Origin of the sequence: Polaromonas sp. CG_9.7, assembly GCF_015752205.1 — a bacterium.
Taxonomy (GTDB): Bacteria; Pseudomonadota; Gammaproteobacteria; order Burkholderiales; family Burkholderiaceae_C; genus Polaromonas.
Window position 1 is genome coordinate 102493 of the sequence record NZ_JADOVG010000009.1, and the last position, 22066, is coordinate 124558.

Sequence of the window (22066 nt, forward strand, 5' to 3'; positions counted from 1 at the left end):
GGCAGCCCCCGGCCAGCCCAACCATGCAGAGCCAGATAAGCTATTAATTTAATAGCAAACAACCAAAGCTGGATATGCTCCAACACCGATTTCATCCAAAAAAAACCAGTCACTTCGGCAAAAACAGCAACCAATAAACCAGCAGGAAATTGAACAGCAGCGACACCCCGAGCGCCAATTTCCAGACGGCCGTCGGATCACGCTGCATCAAAGGAGACGCCTGCGGCGCCGTCAAAGGCCGCGAAGCCCCGCGCTCCAGCGCCAGCAGCAATTCCTCTGCGGTTTCAAAGCGCTGGCGCTTGTCGCGCGCCACGGCCTTCAGCACGATGTGGTCCAGCCAGATCGGCACCTCAGGCCTGGTGCGGCTGGGCGCCACCGGGTCGCGGTAGTAGCGGCCCGACTGGTAAGGCAGCACCTCGCCATAAGGCAGCCGGGCCGTCAGCAGCTGGTACAGCGTCACGCCCAGCGCGAACAAATCGCTTTGCGCGTCAGGCAGCTCCTCCGGGCCGACGGCCGCCAGCGCGCTGTAGCCCCATTGCTCCGGGTTGATGAAGCTCGGCGTACCGGCATGCAGCTGGCGCATCGCCTCGGGTTCGCGCCCGCTCAGCGCCACGCCCAGATCAAGCAGCCGCAGCACGCCGTCCTTGCCCTGGTGCAGGTTGGCCGGCTTGATGTCGCGGTGAATCACGCACTGGCGGTGCAGCCGGGCCAGCGCCTGAGCAGTCTGGGTGGCGGCAGCCAGCGCTTGCTGAACCGTGAACTTCTGTCCACGGTCCAGCTGCTGCTGCAACGTGTCGCCGCTGTGCCAGTCGTACAGCAGGTAAAAGGCGCTGCGCTCGCGGCCGCTAGGCAGGCGCTCGTGCAGATGCACCAGGTGGTCCGCCGCGCGGCCGGTCTGCATGCGGGTGGCCAGCCAGGCTTCATGCGCCAGCATGGTGCGCTCCTGCGCGTCGTGCGCCCGGGCGGGGTGCAGCGTCTTCAGCGCATACAGCGACTGGCTGGCGCTGTCGCGCACCTGGTAGAGCAGGTTGATGCCGCTGTCGGCGACCAGCGCCGTCACGCACAAGCCATCAATCACCTCGCCCACCTTCATCAGGCGCGGTGGAATCGGCAGGCCCTCCACCCTGCGGTTGACATCGGGCAGACTGGCGTCCAGCAGGCCAAGGACCCGCACCACGACAGCGGTGACGTTGTCCTGGCTGCCGGCGGCCAGCGCGGCATTGACGAGGTTCTGGCTGGCCAGCGGCGCGCTGTCGGTCGCCTGAAGGCCGGCCAAGGCCTGCAACCGGCGGTCGGTCAGCACGCCGTACACCCCGTCGGTCACCAGTACGAAGATGTCGCCCACCAGCAGTTCGCCCTGCAGGTAGTCCACCACGACATGGTCTTCAGCGCCGACCGAGCGCAGCAGCTGGTGCCTGAAATCCGGATGATTGACCACGTGGTCATGGGTCAGCTGGCGCATCTCGCCGCCGCGCAGCAGATAAGCCCGCGAATCGCCGACATGCGCCACGGTGTAGGACTGGCCGCAAAGCACCAGCGCGGTCAGCGTGGTCAGCCCCATGACAGGCTGGCGTCGCCGGTTGATGCCAGCCAGCCAGGTGTTCTGGGCGGCGATGATCCGGTCCAGCGCGACGGTGGTGTCCCAGGTTTCGGGCGTGGCGTAGTAGTCGCGCACCAGGCTGGTGACGGTGGTCTGGGCGGCTTCGCGGCCCATGCCGCCGGCGCTCACGCCATCGGCAATCGCCACGATGGACCCCATGCCTTCCTGCCCCGGATCGGGCAGCATGGCCGCGCAGAAGTCTTCGTTGCCGGGCTTGCGCCCCGCCTGCGTTGCAAAACCGATGTCTATGTTGAATGCCATGCACCAAGCCTGATAAGTGTTACGCCCAACATGGGTGCATTGCAATCCGCCCAGCAAAATCAGCTTTGCAGCTGGGCCAGGTTCTGCAGGCTGCGGTAGAGGAAAGAGTTGGTGCGCAATCCCTGACTGGCACGCGCGGCGAGCAAGGTGCCTGACAATTTTTGCTACTGAATTTATAGCTACTCGCGCTCACCAGCCATCCGGAAAAGGCATATTTTATGTTGAAAAACCGCTTGCCGGTTAATACGGATGCCTCTGCGTCAACGACCCAGCAGGGGGAAACGGGGCCGGCCTGTTGCGCGCGAGGACTGAAGGCATTTCAGGTCGTTTTACCGGCCGCCGCCACCGCCACCTCCGCTACTGCCACCGCCAGACGAGCCGCCTCCTGAGGATCCGCTGCCGGATGAACCCGATGAGCCAGAGGAGCCAGAATTCGACCCAGACGAGCCGGAACTCGATCCTGACGAACCGTCGGAGCTGCCTTTGCCGCTGCTGCCACGGTCCGAGTTGCCTTTGCTGCGGCTGCCCGAACTCACTCCCTTGCCGCTTTGTGCACCGCCCGAGCCCCCTCCTGCGCCTTTGACTTCAACCCGGTCCACCGTGATGCGCTCGTCAGCACCGACCCGGCCACTGACCTGGATCCGTTGATCGACCGCGAGCGGCGTGCCGCTGCTGCCGGAAATCTGCACGTTGGGCGCCAGCGTCATCTTGCTGCTGCCAAGGCTGAGTTCAGTTCCGCTCAAGGCATGCACGTAGCCTTCCAGCACCACCCTCTCCACACCGCCCACGCCCTGGCGCGTCGGATCCATCTCGATAGCCTGGGCAAGCAAACTGCTGCCGTCCCAGGTGCCGCGCACCAGCACCTCCGAGCCCGTCACGGCGCCGGGGGGCAGGCTAAGGCTGGCCAGACGGACGCGGCTGCCGTGGAGCGTGAAACCGAAAGTGTCGACCTGCCCGATCTGCCCGGTAATTTGCGCCTGCGACCGCGCGGCAATCGGCTCGATGCGTGAAGCCGCCACCTCGCCCGACGCCAGGCGATAGCCGCTCACCTGCACCCAGTCGCCGGGCCGCAAGTTCGACAACTCGCCCGGAGCGCTGGCGAACACCGACTGGCCCAGCAGTTCCAGTTGGCCCGTGCGGGCATCGACATGACTCACCGGACCGACCACGGCATGGATGACGGCAATGTGGCGTGCCGAGAACTGCGCCCCTGCGCCTGAAGCCCGGACGGCAACCACCTGGCCCACCGCCAGTTCGCGTGCCGTCGCCCCTCGGCCATCGGCCATGACCGGCGTGCTGCTGTCGTAGTTGACTTCCAGGCCGTTGACGCAAATGCTGGCAAAACCGGTGATCACCCCAACAATGCCGGTGCCGCCCACGCCGCCGTTGTTGATGCCTGTGCCGCCAATGCCGGGGCGACCTGCAACCACGCCATCACGCGCCGCGCCGGTGTCGCCCATCGCGCCTTCAAGGATGCCTGTGCCACCGATACCACCGCCGCTGACGCCTGTGCCCCCCATGCCCGGTCGGCCCGCGACCACTTCATCCCGCGGCGCGCCGGTGCCGCCAATACCCGGCGTCAGCGCGGCTGGATTGACCAGAGAGGCCTGGGTTTCGCACATGTTTTGCGCCTGCACGGACGCGCACAACAAAAGTCCTGCGGCCAGGGCAGCCACCGCAGGACTTAAGACACGACGCGGCATGAAAGTTGAGCTGGTGTTCACGGCGTGCTTCTTTCTGTTTGTCAAGCGTCGGGCGGCGGCTCTTTGCCGGGCATCGCCGGCTCTGCATAAAAGTAGATGCCAAACGTCATGCGCTGGCGCGGCGCCGTGTCGCTGGCGTCGGCCGCTTCCAGCGCCATGGCGCTCTTGTTGATGGCCAGCAAGGCCTGCATACCCACTTGCTCCGACTGCGCGGCCAGTGCTGCGATGGAGTTGGCGCTGAGTTCGTCGCAGTGGACCGTGCGCTCAAGAAACGGTTTGCCCACACCCATGAGGTTATGCGCCGCTGCGGCCACGTGGTCGTGCAGGTTGTGGCCAAAGTAAAAAGCTTTTTCATCAAAGCCTTCGACCGGAACAAAGGCGGCCACATTCAGGCAAACCCGCTGCTCCTCGTCGAAACGCACCACCCCCAAGCGCAGCCACTCGTCGAGCACGACGCGCGGCCGGATGTCGCTGTTCACGCCGGCCACCAGCGCCTCGAACGACAGGGCACCGCCGTCGCTGACAAACCGCGCCAGTGGCTTGGGGCGGTTGTATTCATCAATGTAGTGGGCCGAACCCAGCCAGACGGCCACCAGCTGTGCGCCGAGCGAGACCACAGACGGAACAATTTCAGCGTCCGAAGCCATTTCCTGACGCAGCCGATTGACCTCTTTGCGATGAACGCCCGAGATCAGGCTGACGCGGCTGTCGGTCGGCGGCTTTGCGTCAAGGCGGAAATCCTTGTCGGCGATGTCAACAAAAAGTGCCTTGAGCAGCTCGGCCAGGTAAGGATAGGTGATGCCCTGCGCGAGCAATAGCTTGACCATGGGGCGCAGCACGCGGCGCAGCGCCAGAACAAGTGCTGGTGAAGGCGTGGCAGGGGTTTGCGAGGTCAGCATGTTGGGGAAGTTGCCCTTGTTAAAAACAACTCTACCACGTGGCGTGGGAAATAGTTACACAAATATTTTAACCCGAGCACTTCTTCCTTTAAAGTCAATGCGTGTGTGGGAAATATTCACACATAAAGCGGAACAAGAAAAAGACAGCCGGTTCAAGCCAAGTTTTGCGACCTGCGTTTACTCAAATCAAAATAACTGATTTGTCTGGTTCCATGTTTTTTTTCAGCTTTTGGTCAGGAGAATTTTCATGTTCAACCTCAAGAAATTGACAGTGGCTGTCGCAACCATGGTCACTCTCGGCCTGGCCGTAGCGCCCGCCCTGGCGCACGGTGGCGGCGGCTCTGGCGGCGGCTCTGGCGGCGGCTCTGGTGGCGGCTCCGGTGGCGGCTCCGGTAGCGGCTCTGGCGGCGGCGGATCAGGCGGGGGCCACTCAGGCGGCGGCTCAAGCAGCGGTTCGAGCAGCGGCAGCTCAGCGGGCAGTTCCAATTCCGGCAGCGGAAAGTCAGCCAGCAGTGGCGAAGACAGCCGGGGCCGGAATGGGGCCGATGATGGCGCAACTGGCAGTCGCGGCCGCGCCCGCAGTGCCGATGACGCGCCAGGCCACATGCGTGGTGCCGATGACGCGCCAGGGAAGCGTCTCTAAGAGCGCTTTGCGAACGACAGGAGGCGGCAGCTTTGCTACTGCGGTCTCCTTCTCAACCGTGACGATCCGGTTCTTCAGCCGCGCTGGCCGGAAATGTAGTGTTCCAGCTGCTCGATGACGAATTTCTGCTCGGAAATAATGTTCTTGACCAGGTCGCCGATGGAAATCAGGCCGATCAGCCTGTCGTCCTGCACGACCGGCAGGTGGCGCAGCCGGTTGTCGGTCATCAGTGCCATGCATTCCTCGCTGGTCTGGCTGGGCTTGACGAACATGACCGACGTGGTCATGACGTCGCGCACCTGCGTCAGTGCCGAGGTGCGGCCCTTCAGGGCAATCTTGCGGGCGTAGTCGCGCTCGGTGACGATGCCGACAATCTGCTCGCCTTCCAGCACAAGCAAAGCGCCAATGCCCTTGTCGGCCATGCGCTGCAGGGCATCGAAGACCGAGTCGTCCGGTCCGATCGAATGGACGATGGCATCGCCCTTGGCTTTGAGAATGTCGGCAACAGCAGTCATGGCGATCTCCCTCTTGAAACAATGGACAGGCACATGCGAGTTTCAGGCCAGACGGGCAGGCAATGCAAGCGGCCTGACACCTGCAAGGGCTGATTGTGGTGTTAAAACCTTGCAAGCCACTTGCAAGCGCGATGAACGCACAAGATCGGCAGGGGAAACCCCGGCATGCGCCCGGCTGGCCTCCACCGCCAGGGTGCAACGCACAATTTCAAGGCACCCATGCACCACCCAAGGTCTTGGCCACGCCCGATAGCGGCTATCTATTTGATAGCTGTATGCGCTTATTCAGCATGCGTAAACAGACTTTTTGTTCCTCGACCGTGCCATGGACAAGGCATGGCACAACCCTTGCATGAATAACGACGCGGTCAATGGTGGCTGCATGCAGGCCCGGTGCAATGGCGGATTGGGTCTTCAGGACGATGGCGTCCCCACGGATATGCTGGCTCAGGCCCTGCAACCCGTGCGGGCGCCTTTTTTGTTTTTGCGAACTGCCCACGGGGGTCATGATGAAAAAATCCAGACTGGTGATGATTGGTAACGGCATGGCCGGCGTGCGTGCGCTTGAAGAGCTGCTGAAGATTGCGCCCGAGCTTTACGACATCACCGTGTTCGGTGCCGAGCCGCATCCCAACTACAACCGCATCCTGCTTTCGCCCGTGCTGGCCGGCGAACAGACGTTAGACGAGATCGTGCTGAACGACTGGTCCTGGTACACAGACAACCACATCACGCTGCATGCCGGCTGGACCGTCACTGAAGTGGACCGTGTGCGCCGCGTGGTGCATGCCAGCAATGCAGCAGGCGAAACCGTCAGCGCCGAGTACGACCGGCTGATCATGGCCACCGGCTCGAACCCGTTCATTCTGCCGATTCCGGGCAAGGACCTGAAAGGCGTGCTGGCCTACCGCGATATTGCCGACACGCAGGCCATGATCGATGCCGCCGTGCTCTACAAGCATGCAGTCGTCATCGGCGGCGGCCTGCTGGGCCTGGAAGCGGCCAACGGCCTGATGAAGCGCGGCATGCAAGTCACCGTGGTCCACGTGGGCGACTGGCTGATGGAGCGCCAGCTCGACGACGTGGCGGGCAAGCTGCTGCAAAAGTCGCTGGCTGAACGCGGCATGAAATTTTTGATCGGTGCCCAGACGCAGGAGCTTGTCGGCGGCGAAGACGGCCGCGTCAAGACTGTCAAGTTCAAGCCTGTCCCGGGCGCCGACCCGGGAGACGGCACCGAGATCCCGGCCGACCTGGTCTGCATGGCTGTCGGTATCCGCCCCAACACCGGGCTGGCTGAAAAAATGCGCCTGCATGTCAATCGCGGCATTGTCGTGAGCGACACCATGCAGACCACCACCGACGCGCGCATCTACGCCGTCGGCGAATGCGCTGCGCACCGGGGCATCGCCTACGGCCTGGTGGCGCCGTTGTTCGAGCAGGGCAAAGTGCTGGCCAACCACCTGGCGATGTTCGGCATTGGCCGCTACACCGGCTCGCTGACCTCGACCAAGCTGAAAGTCACCGGCATCGACCTGTTCAGCGCCGGTGACTTCATGGGCGGCGACGGCGCCGAGGAAATCATCATGAGCGACCCGTTCGGCGGCGTGTACAAAAAGCTGGTCATCAAGGACGACAAGCTGATTGGCGCCTGCCTCTACGGCGACACGGTTGACGGCAGCTACTACTTCAAGCTATTGCGCGACGGCCGCAGCGTGGCCGAAATCCGCGACAAGCTGATGTTTGGCGAGTCCAACATTGGCGACGTGGGCCATGAAGGCCACAACAAGGCCGCCTCCATGCTTGATACCGCCGAGGTTTGCGGCTGCAACGGCGTGAACAAGGGCACGATCTGCAAGGCGATCAAGGACAAGGGCCTGTTCACGCTCGACGAGGTACGCAAGCACACCAAGGCCAGCGCCAGTTGCGGCTCATGCACCGGGCTGGTCGAGCAGATACTAATGTTCACCGCCGGCGGCGACTACTCGGCCACGCCCAAGCTGAAAGCCATGTGCGGCTGCACCGACCACGGCCACCAGGCGGTGCGCGACGCCATCCGGTCTAGCAAGCTGCTGACGATTGCCGACGTGTACCAGTTCCTGGAATGGCGCACGCCCAACGGCTGCGCCAGCTGCCGCCCGGCCATCAACTACTACCTGATCAGCAGCTGGCCCAAGGAAGCCAAGGACGACCCGCAAAGCCGCTTCATCAACGAACGCAGCCACGCCAACATCCAGAAAGACGGCACCTACAGCGTGATTCCGCGCATGTGGGGCGGCCACACCACGCCCGACGAGCTGCGGCGCATCGCCGACGCGGCCGACAAATACAGCATTCCCACCGTCAAGGTCACGGGCGGCCAGCGCATCGACCTGCTGGGCGTCAAGAAGGAAGACCTGGCCAACGTCTGGAAGGACATCGGCATGCCCAGCGGCTTTGCCTACGCCAAGTCGCTGCGCACGGTGAAGACCTGCGTGGGCAGCGAATGGTGCCGCTTCGGCACGCAGGACTCGACCCAGATGGGCAAGGACCTGGAACGCGCGCTGTGGGCCATGTATTCGCCGCACAAGGTCAAGCTGGCGGTCAGCGGCTGTCCGCGCAACTGCGCCGAGGCCGGCATCAAGGACATCGGCATCGTCGGCGTGGACTCGGGCTGGGAGCTGTACGTGGGCGGCAACGGCGGCATCAAGACCGAAGTCGCCCAGTTCCTGGTCAAGCTCAAGACCAGCGACCAAGTGATGGAGTACAGCGGCGCGTTTTTGCAGCTCTACCGCGAGGAAGGCTGGTACCTGGAGCGCACGGTGCATTACATCCACCGGGTCGGGCTGGAGCATGTCAAGAAGCAGGTGCTGGAAGACAGCGAGCGCAGAAAAGCGCTGTGGGAGCGCCTGCAGTTCTCCCTCGACGGCGAGCCCGACCCGTGGTTCGAGCACAAGGACGCGGCCGTGGACACGCGCCAGTTCAGCGCCATTTCAGCTGTCACAGCCTGATGGACAACGCCCGCATCCTGGGAATCAATGAGGAGTTAGCGCAATGAGTGAATGGAAAAAAATCTGCCTGGTCGATGACATCCCCGTGCTCGGCTCGCGCCGGGTCAGGCGCCCGCAAGGCATGGACGTGGCCGTTTTCCGCAACAGCGAAGACCAGGTGTTCGCCCTGCTCGACCGCTGCCCGCACAAGGGCGGCCCGCTGAGCCAGGGCATCGTTTTTGGCACCCGCGTGGCCTGCCCGCTGCACAACTGGAGCATCGGCCTGTGCGACGGCCAGGCCGCGCTGCCCGACGAAGGCTGCACCACCCGCTTTGCCTGCAGGGTCGATGGCGGCGAGGTGTACCTCGATGCCGGCGAACTGGCATCGCTGGCGCTCGATTTAATGCCGCCCAGGGCCGGCCCGGGTGCTGCATCCGCCGGCGCGATTGGCGACGCGACCTTTGATGTGCAGACTCCGCACAGCGCCTGAACACGCCTTTTTTTTGACCCAAGCCAGCAGGAGCCGCCATGACTGAAACGCGATCAACCTGTCCCTATTGCGGCGTTGGCTGCGGCGTGATCATCGAATCGCAGGGAAACGAGATCACCGGCGTGCGCGGCGACCCGGACCATCCGGCCAATTTCGGGCGGCTGTGCACCAAGGGCTCGACGCTGCACCTGACCGCATCCAGCGCGGTCACGCTGCAGACGCGGCTGCTCCATCCCATGCGGCGCGAGCACCGTGGCGAAGCGCCCAGGCGCACGTCCTGGGACAACGCGCTCGATTTCACCGCCAAAAGTTTCGCGCAGATCATCCTCGATCACGGCCCCGACGCGGTGGGCTTCTACATTTCGGGCCAGTTGCTGACCGAAGACTATTACGCCTTCAACAAGCTGGCCAAGGGCCTGATCGGCACCAACAACATTGACTCGAACTCGCGCCTGTGCATGAGCAGCGCCGTCGCTGGCTACAAGCAGACGCTGGGCGCAGACGCGCCGCCAGCCTGCTATGAGGACATCAATCACGCGCAGTGCCTGTTCATCACCGGCAGCAACACCGCCTTCGCGCACCCGATTTTGTTCCGCCGCATTGAAGACGCCAAAGCTGCCAATCCGGCGCTAAAAATTATTTATTGCGACCCGCGCCGCACCGACACCGCCGAGATCGCCGACCTCTACCTGCCGCTGCAGCCCGGCACCGATGTGATGCTGTTCAACGGCATGCTGCACATCATGCTGTGGGAAGGCTGGATCGACCCGGCCTACATTGCCGCCCATACCTCCGGCTTCGAGGCACTGAAAGCCACGGTGCGCGACTGCACGCCCGACCTGGTGGCGCAGGTTTGCGGCCTTAAAAAAGAAGACTTGTTCGCTGCCGCCAAACTGTTTGCCACCTCAAGCGCCACGCTCAGCCTGTATTGCCAGGGCCTGAACCAGTCGAGCAGCGGCACGGCCAAGAACGCCGCGCTCATCAATTTGCATTTGGCGACTGCGCAAATCGGCAAGCCCGGTGCAGGGCCGTTTTCGCTCACCGGCCAGCCCAATGCCATGGGCGGGCGCGAGGTGGGCGGCATGGCCAACCTGATGAGCGGCCACCGCGACCTGTCGAATGCCCAACACCGCGCTGAAGTCGCCGCGCTGTGGGGTGTGTATTCCGTGCCGGAAAAACCGGGCAAGACCGCCGTCGAGATGTTCCAGGCGGCAGCTGACGGCGAGATCAAGGCGCTGTGGATTGCCTGCACCAACCCGGCGCAGTCCATGCCCGACCAAGCCACTGTAAGGCGCGCGCTGGAGCGGGCCGAACTGGTGATCGTGCAGGAAGCGTTTTCCACCACCGCCACCTGCGCGTACGCCGACCTGCTGCTGCCGGCCACCACCTGGGGCGAAAAGACCGGCACCGTGACCAACAGCGAACGCCGCATCAGCCGGGTCCGGCCCGCCGTGGCAGCGCCCGGCGAAACGCGGCATGACTGGTCGATTGCAGTGGCCTTTGCCCACAGGCTTGAGCAGCTTTTGCCTGGACGAAGCGCCGCGCCTCTCTTTCCTTATTCAGTTGGGGATGCATCGATGGGTGCCGAAGCCCTGTGGAACGAGCACCGCGAATCGACGCGCGGCCGCGACCTGGACATCACCGGCATGAGCTATGCGCTGCTGGAGCAGGCGCCGCTGCAATGGCCGATGCATGAAGGCGAAACGGCGGGAAAAACCCGGCTGTATGAAGACGGCATCTTCCCCACGCCCGACGGCCGGGCGAATTTTGTCAACACCGTGTACCGGCCCGTGGCCGAGCCGCGCGAATCACGCTACCCGTTTTCGATGACCACCGGCCGCCTGCGCGACCAGTGGCACGGAATGAGCCGCACCGGCACGCTGGGCCGGTTGTTCGGCCATGTGGCCGAGCCGTCGATCCAGATGAACGGGCAGGACATGGCGCGCCGCTTGCTCAAAGACGGCGACCTGGTGCATGTCACCTCCAAGTGCGGCTCCATCGTGGTGCCAGTGCAGGCTTCACCGGAAGTCGCGCTCAGCCAGGCCTTCATGGCGATGCACTGGGGCAGCGAATACCTGAGCGGCCTGTCAAGCGTTGGCCAGCCGCTGGCAGGCGTCAACGCCCTGACCACCTCGGCCTATTGCCCAAGCTCCAAGCAGCCAGAACTCAAGCACGCCGCCGTCAAGATATTGAAGGCCGAACTGCCTTGGTCGCTGCTGGCGATGGCGTGGTTCGACAAAGGCGATGCGCTGGCCGCCCACGAACAGCTCAAACCCCTGCTGGCCGCCTTTGCCTTTGCCAGCTGCGTGCCGTTTTCCAACAACAAGCCACTGGCCGGACCCCAGCCTGAACGCAGCGGCATCATGTTCCGTGCAGCCGCCCATGAGGCGCCGAACGACGAAACCCTGGCGCTGCTGGAACGAATCTTTGGACTTGATGGCTCCTACATCCTGCGCTATGCCGACCGCAGGAAAGGCCAACGTCGCACCGTGCGGCTGGCACGCACCCACGAAGCGGCCGAATTGACTGGCTTCGTGCTGGCCGGCGACACCAGTGCCGAGGCATGGATCAGTACCTTGTTGCGGGACGAGCTGCCGGCGCAGGCCTATGGCCGGCTGCTGTTGCTGCCGGGGGCCAAGCCGCCGGTGGCCATCCAGTCGCGCGGCAAGGTCGTGTGCAGCTGCCTGAACGTCACCGACGTGGCCATCGACCACCAGCTGGCGCTGCTGGCGCAGGATGCGGCCGTTGCCGACACCGACGACGCGCGCCTGGCTTCGCTGCAGCAGGCACTGAAATGCGGCACCAGCTGCGGCTCCTGCGTTCCCGAGCTCAAGCGCAGACTGCGCTCGGCCAGAGCCGACATGGCAGCGCCGACGCGCGCCGTGATTCCGATTCGGCAGGTGGCTTAAGCTCATAACCGCAAGTCATCTGCATTCACGCACAATCGCCGCATGAGCATCAGCCACTACATCAAGGAAATCGGGCGCGGCAAGGACGGCGCCCGCCCGCTGTCGCGCGAACAGGCCGCCGACCTGCTCGGCCAGGTGCTCGACGGCGTCGTCACCGACTTGGAAATCGGCGGCTTTTGCCTGGCCATGCGCATCAAGGGCGAAACGCCCGAGGAAATGGCCGGCTTTCTCGACGCCGTGCACCAGCGCCTGAACTTGTTGGCGGCCAGCGACGGCCCGGTCGTGGTGCTGCCCAGCTACAACGGCGCGCGCAAGCTGCCGGTGCTCACGCCGCTGCTGGCGCTGCTGCTGGCGCGCGAAGGCGTGGCGGTGCTGATGCATGGCACGCCCACCGAATCCAAACGCGTTTTTTCATCGGAAGTGCTTGCTGCGCTGGGTGTGCCTGCGCTGACAGATATCAAACCCATAGCACCTGGCGACGTGGCGTTTGCCCCCACCGAACTGCTCAGCCCGGCGCTCAAGCGCCTGCTTGACGTGCGCCGCGCCGTCGGCCTGCGCAACCCGGCGCACAGCCTGGTCAAGCTGATGAACCCGGTCGCCGGCAAGGCGCTGGTGGTCAGCAGCTACACGCATCCCGAATACGCGCTGTCCATGGCGGCCACCTTCGCGCTGGTCAAGGCCGATGCGCTGCTGCTGCGCGGCACCGAGGGTGAGGGCGTGGCCGACCCGCGCCGCTCGCCGCAGATGCAGGGTTTCATCCAGGGCGAGCGCGTGCTGAACGAAGAAGGACTCAAGGGCACCCTGCCGTCGGTGCCCGACCTGCCCAAAGCCATCGACGCCGACAGCACGGCGGCCTATATCCGCTCGGTGCTGGCCGGTGACAGCCCGCTGCCGCCGTCGATTGCGCAGCAGGTGGCGCATATCTTGCAACTGCTCAGGCAACTATGAACAACCCCAAAGTCACCCTTGTCGGCGCCGGTCCAGGCGATCCTGAACTGCTAACCCTCAAGGCCGTCAAGGCCATCCAGCAGGCCAGCGTGCTGTTCGTCGATGACCTGGTCAGCGAAGAAATCGTCGCGTTCGCTGCCCCCGGTGCCCGCATCGTGTATGTCGGCAAGCGCGGCGGCTGCAAATCGACGCCGCAAGCCTTCATCGAAAAACTCATGGTCATTGCCGCCCGGGAAGGCGAAAACGTCGTCCGCCTCAAGGGCGGCGATCCCTTCATCTTTGGCCGCGGCGGCGAAGAGCTGGAACATCTGCAGGCCGCCGGCATCCGGGTCGAGGTGGTCAACGGCATCACCGCCGGACTGGCGGCGGTCACATCGCTCGGCGTGCCGCTGACGCACCGCCAGCATGCGCATGGCGTGGTGTTCGTTACCGGCCACGCCAAGCCCGGCGACAGCGGCACTGACTGGCGCGCGCTGGCGGCCACCGCCCACAGTGCCCGGCTGACGCTGGTGATCTACATGGGCGTCAGCGGTGCCGAGCACATCCAGCACGAACTGCTCAGCGGCCTGCCCGCCGACACGCCGGTGGCCGTGATCCAGAACGCGTCGCTGCCGACGCAGCGCCACATCGCCACCACGCTCGCCCGGCTGTCCCGCGACCTCAAGCAGTCGGGCCTGGCCAGCCCGTCGGTCATCGTCGTTGGCGACGTCGTCAGCGCGCTGGCGCAGGCCGCCGAGCATCCGGAAGTGCGCCGCAGCGCCTGAAACACCACGCTCAGCTCATCCGCCTTGGCGCGGCTACACTCCGGTGTTTGATGAAACGCAGCCACAGGATATGCTAGACCGCTATGATATTCATAGCTAATTTCGCCCGCCCTGCCTGCGCAAAAGGCTGATTTGACTTATAAATTCGATGTGGTCGTGATCGGCGCCGGTGCGGCCGGCCTGTTTTGCGCGGGCCAGGCGGGCCAGCAGGGCCTGAAGGTTTTGCTGGTTGACCACAGCGACAAGGTCGCCGAGAAAATCCGCATTTCGGGCGGCGGCCGCTGCAACTTCACCAACCGAGACGCCACGCCTGCCCAGTTCCTGAGCGACAACCCGCACTTTTGCCGCTCTGCCCTGTCGCGCTACACGCCGCAGGACTTCATTGAACTGCTGCAGCGGCATCAGGTTCCGTTTCACGAAAAGCACAAGGGCCAGCTGTTTTGCGACCGCTCGGCCGAGGACATCATTGACCTGCTGCTGGCCGAATGCGCTGCCGGACAGGTCACGCACTGGCAGTCTTGCGGCATCAAAAGTGTGGTTTACGCAGAACAGGCCGGCACCACCAGCTATCAAATCCAGAGCGATCGGGGACTGATCGAAGCGGATCAGGTGGTGATTGCCACCGGCGGCCTGTCGATCCCGAAAATCGGTGCGACCGATTTCGGTTACCGCATCGCCCAACAGTTCGGCCTGCGCCTGATTGAACCCCGGGCCGCGCTGGTGCCGCTGACCTTCGACGGCGAGGCCTGGGCGCCCTATGCCCAATTGGCCGGCCTGGCGCTGCCAGTGCTGATCGAAACCGGCCCACCGGACGCCAGCCCCAAACAGCGCAAGAAAGCGGTCGTGTTTGCCGAAGACCTGCTGTTCACCCACCGGGGCCTGAGCGGGCCGGCGGTGCTGCAAATTTCCAGCTTCTGGCGCGAAGGCCAGCCAGTGCGCATCAACCTGGCGCCTAGCGTGGACGTGGCCAAGCTGCTGCTGCGCGCCAAGACCAGCTCGAAAAAGCTGATCGCCAACGAACTCTCCAGCCTGGTGCCCGGCCGCCTGGCCGACGCCTGGGTCAGCGAAGATGCAGCCTTGCAGCGCCCGATCGTCGATGCCTCCGACAAGGCGCTGCTAACCCTGGCGCAGCGCCTGGCCGACTGGCAACTCACGCCGAACGGCTCCGAAGGCTACAAAAAAGCCGAAGTGACGATCGGCGGCGTCGATACCCGCGATTTGTCGTCGCAAACCATGGAGTCGAAGCAGCCGGGGTTGTACTTCATCGGCGAAGTGGTGGACGTGACCGGCTGGCTGGGTGGCTACAACTTCCAGTGGGCCTGGGCCAGCGGCTTTGCCTGCGCGCAGGCGCTGGCGGCGCGGCAGGCCGAGCGGGCGCTATGATCATCGATTCTGGCCGAGTTATAGACTGCTATAATCACAGGCTTTGCTAGCAAACCCGCACCTGGCCTGATCCTGATCAGATCAATGTAAAGTGCATCTTTTGAATCGATTCATCAATGACAACCATCCGCGTAAAAGACAACGAACCCTTTGACGTCGCGCTGCGCCGCTTCAAGCGCACCATCGAAAAACTCGGCCTGCTGACCGACTTGCGCGCACGCGAGTTCTATGAAAAGCCAACCGCCGAGCGCAAGCGCAAGAAGGCAGCCGCCGTCAAGCGCAACTACAAGCGCATTCGCGCCATGCAGTTGCCCAAGAAGCTGTACTGATCCATCATCGGTACTTGCCTCACGGCAGCACAAGCCCGCAAGAGGACGCTCTGCGGGCTTTTTTGTTTTTCAAACCCTCTTAACTTTTTAGCCGCACCCTTCAGGAGCCTGCCATGACACTCAAAGAACAAATCACCGATGACATGAAAACCGCCATGCGCGCCAAGGACAGCGAACGCCTGGGCACAATCCGGCTGCTGCTGTCGGCGATCAAGCAAAAGGAAGTGGATGAGCGCGTGGTGGTCGATGACGTCATGGCCGTCGCCATCGTGGACAAGCTGATCAAGCAGCGCAAGGACTCGATCGAGGCGTTTGAAAAAGCCCAGCGCCAGGATCTGGCCGACAAGGAAAAGGCCGAGCTGCTGGTGCTGCAGGCCTACCTGCCGGCCCGCCTGAGCGCCGAAGAAGTCACAGCCGAAGTCAAGAGCATCGTCGCAACCCTGGCCGGCGAACTGGGCCGCACCGTAGGTCCCGGCGACATGGGCAAGGTGATGGCCGCCGTGAAAACCCAACTGGCCGGCAAGGCCGACATGGGCCAAGTGTCAGCAGCGGTGAAAGCCGCGCTGGCCGGCTGACCAGACAAGACCAGCCGCATTAAAGCCACATCCCCTGACCCATCTCCACCAACAGGGGCCGCAGGACCGGCTTTGCCGGACTGCAGGCGCAGCGCCCCCTCGGGGGGCAGCGAACCACACGAAGTGGGGAGCGTGGGGGCTTATCAGCTCCCCGCCACCTTCATCCGGTTGACCAGGATCGAGCCAACGCTCTTGGCACCGTAGTTGTAGACGTCGGCGCCCACGGCCTGAATGCCCATCAGCATGTCTTTCAGGTTGCCGGCAATCGTGATTTCTTCCACCGGGAAGGCGATTTCACCGTTCTCGACCCAGAATCCCGAAGCGCCACGTGAATAGTCGCCGGTCACGTAGTTGACGCCCTGCCCCATCAGCTCGGTGACGAACAGGCCGGTGCCTAACTTGCGCAGCATGGCGTCGAGGTCGTCACCCGCCTTGGTCTTGCGGCTTGTCAGCGTCAGGTTGTGCGAGCCGCCGGCGTTGCCAGTGGTGCGCATGCCCAGCTTGCGGGCCGAGTAGGTACTGAGGAAATACCCTTCGACCCGTCCGCCGTCCACCACCTGCCGTGCGCTGGTCATGACGCCTTCGTCATCAAACGGCGCGCTGCCCTTGCCCTTGAGCTGGTGCGGGTCTTCGTGGATGTCGATGTGCTTGGGAAAAGCCATCTTGCCCAGGCTGTTCGCCAGGAAAGTGCTCTTGCGGTACAGCGCGCCCCCGCTAACGGCCTGCACAAAGCCGCCCAGCAGGCCGGCCGACAGCGGCGACTCGAACAGCACCGGGCATTCAATGGTCGGGATCTTGCGGCCTTTCAGGCGTGCCAGCGCGCGTTCGGCGGCATAGCGGCCTACCGCTTCAGGACTGGCCAGCTGGCCCGCATCGCGCATCGAGCTGTACCAGGCGTCGCGCTGCATGTGCTTGCCCTTGCCGGCAATCGGCGCCACGGAAATGCTGTGGCGCGAACTCGCATAGCCGCCGCGAAAGCCCTTGGTATGGGCGCTGAAGAAGTGGCTTTGCTGCGCGGACACGCCCGCGCCTTCGCTGTTGGTGATCAGGCGCGAAGTGGCGAAAGCGGCGGCTTCGCACTGCAAGGACAGATGGGCGGCTTCCTCGGACGTGATGACCCACGGGTGGAACAGGTCGAGCGCCGGATGTTCGCGGGCGATGTCCTGCTCGTCGGGCAGGCCCGAGGTCTCGTCTTCCGCCGTGAAGCGGGCAATGTCGTAGGCGGCGCTCACGGTTTGCTGTATCGCGGCCTTTGAAAAATCGCTGGTCGAGGCATTGCCGCGCTTCTTGCCGACATACACGGTGATGCCCAGCGACTTGTCACGGTTGCGCTCGACCGATTCAAGCTCGCCCTTGCGCACGCTGACCGAAAGGCCGCAGCCTTCCGAGGCTTCGGCGGCTGCATCGGTGGCGCCGAGTTTTTTGGCATGGCCCAGCGCGGTATCGACCAGGTCTTCAAAAAAGTCCCGGTGGTAGCTGAAACCTGCCTCGGGTTGGCGGGTTTTGGTGCGGGAAACGCTGCGAGGTGAACGGGAGGGAGTTTTTTGGGTCATGTATCTATGATACTAAGCGCTATGAACAACAAGACTCCCAAGGCCATCAAAGGCTACTGGTCCAACGGCCGATTCGTGAAACCCGAAGAAATTGCACTCGAAGAAGTGGGCCCGCCCAGCAAGACCCAACTGAAAGCAGAGGCGGATGAAAAGCAGGCGCTCGGTGAGGCATTGCTGACCCTGCGCACCGACCTGATGGTGCGGCTGGACCTGCCCGACAAGCTGCTCGACGCGTTGAAGGAAGCCAAGCGCATCACCAACTTCGAGGGCCGGCGCCGCCAGATGCAGTTCATCGGCAAGCTGATGCGCACGCTCGACATGACGCCGATCCGCGCGGCGATTGACGAGCAGGCCAATGGCTCGGCCGACCTGACGCTGGCGCTGCACCTGGCCGAGCAGTGGCGCGACAAGCTGATGGAATCGGACGATGCGCTCAGCCAGTGGCTGACCGACTACCCGTCAACCGACTCGCAGCAGTTGCGCGCGCTGATCCGCCAGGCCAGAAAAGACATGGCCAAGCCCGAAACGCCGGGTGAGGCGCCGCGCCACGCCAAGTCCTACCGCGAGATTTTCCAGCTGGTCAAGCTGGCCATGGCGCAGGAAGCCAAGCCATGAGTGCGCATTTCGATGCGGTCAAGATCGGCATCGTGTCGGTCAGCGACCGGGCCTCCAGCGGCGTCTATGTGGACAAGGGCCTGCCCGCGCTGAAAGACTGGCTGACGCGCGCGCTGCGCAACCCGGTCACCTTTGAAGAGCGCCTGATTCCCGACGAACAGGCTGGCATCAGCAGCGCGCTGATCGACCTGGTTGATGCCGGCTGCTGCCTGGTGCTGACCACCGGCGGCACCGGCCCGGCACTGCGCGACGTGACGCCCGAGGCGACGCTGGCCGTGGCGCACCGGGTCATGCCCGGCTTTGGCGAGCAGATGCGCCAGATCAGCCTGAAATTCGTGCCGACGGCCATTTTGTCGCGCCAGGTGGCGGTGGTTCGCGGCCAGAGCCTGATCCTGAACCTGCCCGGCCAACCCAAGGCGATTGCCGAAACGCTCGAAGGCCTGAAGAACGAAACGGGCGAATCCGTCGTGCCGGGTATTTTTGCCGCCATTCCTTATTGCATCGACCTGATCGGCGGGCCTTACCTGGAAACCGACCCGGCAGTCTGCAAGGCTTTTAGGCCCAAAAACGCCATTCGCGCGGTATAAAAGCAAACATCTCTGCATTCGCAACCCGTGCATGCAGCGGAAAAAGCCGGGCCACAGCGCCTTGGCATTTTTGTTTGATTTTTTTACCCGAGTGACTTCATGAACGCTACTTTTCGCACCAGCCTTTCCATCGTGACCCTGGCTGTGGCTTCCCTGACACTGCCTTCGCTGGCCCATGCCAAGCGCATGGGCGGCGGCATGAAATCGGCACCGCGCGCGGCAGCCCCGGCGCCTGCCAGAGCCCCTGCAGCGGCAACGCCGGCAGCAGCTGCACCAGCCCCTACAGCAGCCGCAGCACCCGCCGCGGCCCCTGTAGCAGCAGGCTCCGGCATGATGGGCACCATGGGCTCCATGGCCTTGGGTGCGGTGGTGGGGTCGATGGCCGGCAGCGCCATCGCCGGGACGATGAACCCGGAAGAAAAACAAAAAGCCGCAGCAGAAAAAGCGGCCGCAGCGGCGTCGGCCCCTGCCGCCGCCAAATAAATCTTTTCAGGGCCGGCGCCGCCGCCGGCTATTTACCGATCAGCTGGTTCAGCTTGTCGGCTTCAAAGTTTTCTTCCAGCGCGGCATCCTTGGGAACGCAATTGCGGTGCGGCTCAGCAGCGGGCAAATTCGACAACTTTTCAATCGCCTGCCAAAGCAGCGAAATCTGGTACTCCTGGCCCGAGGCATTGTCGATCAGCCCTCGCAAGGCTTGGCTGAGCGGGTCGTCGCTCTGCGTCACGCCGTAGGCTGAAAAGCCCATCTGGCTGGCCGCCTCCTCGCGCTTGACATCAGCACCCGCCTGAATGATGCGGGCCGGGTTGCCCACGGCTGTGGCGCCGTCCGGCACGGGCTTGACCACCACGGCGTTCGAGCCGATGCGCGCGCCATCACCGACGGTGAAGCCGCCGAGCACCTGCGCGCCAGCGCCAACGACCACGTTTTTGCCTAGCGTCGGATGGCGCTTGGCGCCCTTGTACAGAGAGGTGCCGCCCAGCGTGACACCGTGGTAAATCGTGCAGCCCGATCCGATTTCAGCGGTTTCGCCAATCACCACGCCCATGCCGTGGTCGATGAACACGCAGCCGGCAATTTGCGCACCGGGATGGATCTCGATGCCGGTGAACCAGCGCGCTAGGTGCGAAATGAAGCGCCCCAGCCATTTGAAGCCATGCGTCCAGCACCAGTGCGCGCGCCGGTGCAGCACCAGCGCGTGCAGACCGGGGTAGCAGGTCAGCACCTCCCAGCGGGTTCGGGCGGCGGGGTCGCGTTCAAGGATGCACTGGATGTCGGAGCGGAGTCTGGAAAACATTGCAAGGAGTTTAGGGGTTGGCGGGCGTGTCCGCTGACGCCGGCGCCTTGTCCTGTGCCGGCCGGGCTTGAATGGCGGTCTGCCGCATCATCATTTTGGCCACGCCGCGCAGGATGTGGATTTCCTCAGGACTCAACTGGGCGCGGTTGAACAGCTGGTTCAGGCGCGGCATCAGTTTCTTGGGCGAAGCCGGGTCGAGAAAGCCGATGTGGACCAGCGCTTCTTCCCAGTGCCTGAGCATGCCGCCCACGGCAGCGGCATCGGCCAGCCGGACTTCTTCAGGCGCCGCCTGAATGCCAAAGCCGCCCAGGGCCTCACGCCAGTCGTAGGCCACCAGCTGCACCGCCGCACCGAGGTTGAGCGAGCCGAATTTTGGATCGGTCGGAATGCTCAGCGCCACATGGCAGCGGTAGACGTCGTCGTTCTGCATGCCGAAACGCTCGGAGCCAAACAAAAAAGCAACCGAATCAGGCTTTTGCGCAATACGGTCGAGAACAGACAGCTCATCTTTCGATAGCACATCTGTCGCACCCAGCAGTTCGGCAAAGTGCGCGCGCGGCGCCCGGGTGGGCGGGCCGAAGTCGCGCGGCGTCATGGCCGTGGCGCACAGGTGCGCCATGCCGTCGAGCGCCTCATCGAGCGTTTCGACGATGCGCGCGTTGTTCAGCACATCGAGCGCGCCGCTGGCCCGCTGGATGGTTTCCTCGCGCCGCAGCACATTCGCCCAACGCGGCGCAACCAGCACCAGGTCGTCAAAACCCATGGTTTTCATGGCGCGGGCGGTAGCGCCCACATTGCCGGCGTGGCTGGTGTTGATCAGGATGAAGCGGGTTTTCATGGAGATAAAAAGTGGCCGGAGGGCCGCTGCAAAAAACCCGGCGACCGTCGTGATTCCGGGCCAGGCGGGCGAAGCCGGTAAAATCCGCTATTGTCGCCTGCCACCGGTTCCCGGTTTTGCAGTTCTTGCCCGCTCTTTCTTACAATTTATGTCCAGCAATCTACACCCCATGCTCAACGTGGCCGTCAAGGCTGCGCGCGCCGCCGGCGCCCTCATCAACCGCGCCGCCCTTGACGTCGAAGCGGTCCGTGTGTCGCTCAAGCAGACCAACGATTTCGTCACCGAAGTCGACAAGTCCGCCGAGGCCGCGATCATCGAAATCCTGCTGACCGCCTACCCCGACCACGGCATCCTGGCCGAGGAATCGGGCAGCGAACATGGGGCGAAAGACTCCGAATTCGTCTGGATCATCGATCCGCTGGACGGCACCACCAATTTCATCCACGGCTTTCCGTTCTACTGCGTCAGCATTGCGCTGTCGGTACGCGGAAAGATTGAGCAGGCGGTGGTGTACGACCCGAACCGCAACGATATTTACAGCGCCAGCAAGGGCCGCGGCTCTTACGTCAACGACCGCCGCATTCGTGTCGGCAAGCGCACGCGCCTGCAGGAATGCCTGATCTCGACCGGCTTTCCCTACCGCCCCGGCGACAAGCTCAAGCCTTACCTGAACATGCTGGGTGAAGTCATGAGCCAATGCGCCGGTGTGCGCCGCCCGGGCGCTGCCGCGCTGGACCTGGCGCATGTCGCGGCCGGCTACACCGACGGCTTTTTCGAGACCGGCCTGCAGCCCTGGGATGTGGCTGCGGGCTCGCTGCTGATCACCGAAGCGGGAGGACTGATCGGCAACTTCACCGGCGAGTCGGACTTCATGGACCACAGCGAATGTGTCGCCGGTAACCCGCGCATCTACGGCCAGCTGGTCGGCACGCTGGGCAAGTACAGCAAGTTTGCCGGTGCGGGCGACAAGGCAAGCGTTCGCCAGGCCCTGAGTGGCGCCGAGGACGAGACAGCGGCCAGCGGCAACGAAGAAGCCGCGCCCGTCGCCAAGCCGACGCTCAAGTCCAGGCGCGTCAAGGCCGACAGCGCCGCCGCGCCCGTTGGCAGCGCAGCCCAAGTGCCCGACGCGCCTTTCTGAGTCCCTGCGCCGGCCCTGCACGCCCCGACAGCGTGCAGGGCCGGCGCACTGAGCGG

Annotated in this window: 20 protein-coding genes; 13 read left to right on the forward strand and 7 right to left on the reverse strand. The window is 63.9% G+C overall.

The features are described from left to right. Nucleotides 1–109: 109 nt before the first annotated feature. From IWX87_RS11045 to IWX87_RS11055, 3 genes are all read right to left on the reverse strand, one after another. A complete protein-coding gene (locus tag IWX87_RS11045; protein ID WP_196863572.1) occupies nt 110–1861 on the reverse strand; it encodes a bifunctional protein-serine/threonine kinase/phosphatase in 1752 nt (583 codons plus the stop codon). A gap of 329 nt (nt 1862–2190) precedes the next feature. Further along, nucleotides 2191–3585, reverse strand: a complete 1395-nt coding sequence (locus IWX87_RS11050; RefSeq protein ID WP_196863573.1) for a DUF5666 domain-containing protein — start codon at nt 3583–3585, stop codon at nt 2191–2193. A gap of 20 nt (nt 3586–3605) precedes the next feature. After that, entirely contained in the window at nt 3606–4463 is an 858-nt protein-coding gene (locus IWX87_RS11055) for a DUF6502 family protein (RefSeq protein ID WP_196863574.1), read from the reverse strand. A gap of 247 nt (nt 4464–4710) precedes the next feature. Between IWX87_RS11055 and IWX87_RS11060 the strand changes: the two genes are divergently transcribed. Further along, nucleotides 4711–5106 carry a hypothetical protein gene (locus IWX87_RS11060; RefSeq protein ID WP_196863575.1) on the forward strand — a complete coding sequence of 132 codons (396 nt, stop codon included), beginning with the start codon at nt 4711–4713 and terminating at the stop codon, nt 5104–5106. A 74-nt stretch (nt 5107–5180) separates the two neighbouring features. Here the strand turns inward: IWX87_RS11060 and IWX87_RS11065 are convergent, their stop codons facing one another. Next, complete coding sequence (locus IWX87_RS11065) at nt 5181–5621, reverse strand: CBS domain-containing protein (protein ID WP_196863576.1); 441 nt, start codon at nt 5619–5621, stop codon at nt 5181–5183. Nucleotides 5622–6130: 509 nt separating this feature from the next. Between IWX87_RS11065 and nirB the strand changes: the two genes are divergently transcribed. The 8 genes from nirB (at nt 6131) to IWX87_RS11105 (ending at nt 15985) form a co-directional block, all read left to right on the forward strand. Beyond that, the gene (gene nirB / locus IWX87_RS11070; RefSeq protein WP_196863577.1) at nt 6131–8608 is read left to right on the forward strand and encodes a nitrite reductase large subunit NirB; all 2478 of its coding nucleotides are present in this window, start codon (nt 6131–6133) and stop codon (nt 8606–8608) included. Between the two features lie 43 nt (nt 8609–8651). After that, on the forward strand, nt 8652–9077 hold the full coding sequence (gene nirD, locus IWX87_RS11075; protein ID WP_196863578.1) for a nitrite reductase small subunit NirD: 426 nt from the start codon (nt 8652–8654) through the stop codon (nt 9075–9077). Between the two features lie 38 nt (nt 9078–9115). Continuing rightward, nucleotides 9116–11986, forward strand: coding sequence for a nitrate reductase (locus IWX87_RS11080; RefSeq protein WP_196863579.1), 2871 nt, complete (start codon nt 9116–9118; stop codon nt 11984–11986). Between the two features lie 42 nt (nt 11987–12028). Next, on the forward strand, nt 12029–12934 hold the full coding sequence (gene ybiB / locus IWX87_RS11085; protein WP_196863580.1) for a DNA-binding protein YbiB: 906 nt from the start codon (nt 12029–12031) through the stop codon (nt 12932–12934). Next, a complete protein-coding gene (cobA, locus tag IWX87_RS11090; RefSeq protein WP_196863581.1) occupies nt 12931–13698 on the forward strand; it encodes a uroporphyrinogen-III C-methyltransferase in 768 nt (255 codons plus the stop codon). The genes ybiB and cobA overlap by 4 nt, the downstream gene beginning before the upstream one ends. A 132-nt stretch (nt 13699–13830) precedes the next feature. After that, on the forward strand, nt 13831–15081 hold the full coding sequence (locus IWX87_RS11095) for an NAD(P)/FAD-dependent oxidoreductase (RefSeq protein WP_196863582.1): 1251 nt from the start codon (nt 13831–13833) through the stop codon (nt 15079–15081). A 116-nt stretch (nt 15082–15197) separates the two neighbouring features. Further along, nucleotides 15198–15410, forward strand: a complete 213-nt coding sequence (gene rpsU / locus IWX87_RS11100) for a 30S ribosomal protein S21 (protein WP_011484193.1) — start codon at nt 15198–15200, stop codon at nt 15408–15410. 113 nt (nt 15411–15523) lie between these two features. Beyond that, nucleotides 15524–15985 carry a GatB/YqeY domain-containing protein gene (locus IWX87_RS11105; RefSeq protein WP_196863583.1) on the forward strand — a complete coding sequence of 154 codons (462 nt, stop codon included), beginning with the start codon at nt 15524–15526 and terminating at the stop codon, nt 15983–15985. A gap of 143 nt (nt 15986–16128) precedes the next feature. On the opposite strand, the gene pmbA is transcribed toward IWX87_RS11105, so the two are convergent. After that, on the reverse strand, nt 16129–17538 hold the full coding sequence (gene pmbA / locus IWX87_RS11110) for a metalloprotease PmbA (RefSeq protein WP_196863584.1): 1410 nt from the start codon (nt 17536–17538) through the stop codon (nt 16129–16131). Between the two features lie 21 nt (nt 17539–17559). Between pmbA and yjgA the strand changes: the two genes are divergently transcribed. The 3 genes from yjgA to IWX87_RS11125 all read left to right on the forward strand — a co-directional run bounded on the left by yjgA (nt 17560) and on the right by IWX87_RS11125 (nt 19223). Further along, entirely contained in the window at nt 17560–18153 is a 594-nt protein-coding gene (gene yjgA, locus IWX87_RS11115) for a ribosome biogenesis factor YjgA (protein ID WP_231374737.1), read from the forward strand. Further along, on the forward strand, nt 18150–18740 hold the full coding sequence (gene mog / locus IWX87_RS11120; RefSeq protein WP_196863586.1) for a molybdopterin adenylyltransferase: 591 nt from the start codon (nt 18150–18152) through the stop codon (nt 18738–18740). The genes yjgA and mog overlap by 4 nt, the downstream gene beginning before the upstream one ends. Nucleotides 18741–18839: 99 nt before the next feature. After that, a complete protein-coding gene (locus IWX87_RS11125) occupies nt 18840–19223 on the forward strand; it encodes an ABC transporter substrate-binding protein (protein ID WP_196863587.1) in 384 nt (127 codons plus the stop codon). 28 nt (nt 19224–19251) lie between these two features. Here IWX87_RS11125 and cysE read toward each other — a convergent pair whose 3' ends face one another. Then, nucleotides 19252–20034, reverse strand: a complete 783-nt coding sequence (cysE, locus tag IWX87_RS11130; protein WP_196863588.1) for a serine O-acetyltransferase — start codon at nt 20032–20034, stop codon at nt 19252–19254. A gap of 10 nt (nt 20035–20044) precedes the next feature. Beyond that, nucleotides 20045–20872, reverse strand: coding sequence for an RNA methyltransferase (locus IWX87_RS11135; protein ID WP_196863589.1), 828 nt, complete (start codon nt 20870–20872; stop codon nt 20045–20047). A gap of 148 nt (nt 20873–21020) precedes the next feature. On the opposite strand from IWX87_RS11135, the gene IWX87_RS11140 reads away from it, so the two are divergent. Further along, entirely contained in the window at nt 21021–22010 is a 990-nt protein-coding gene (locus tag IWX87_RS11140; RefSeq protein WP_196863590.1) for an inositol monophosphatase family protein, read from the forward strand. Nucleotides 22011–22066 lie beyond the last annotated feature (56 nt).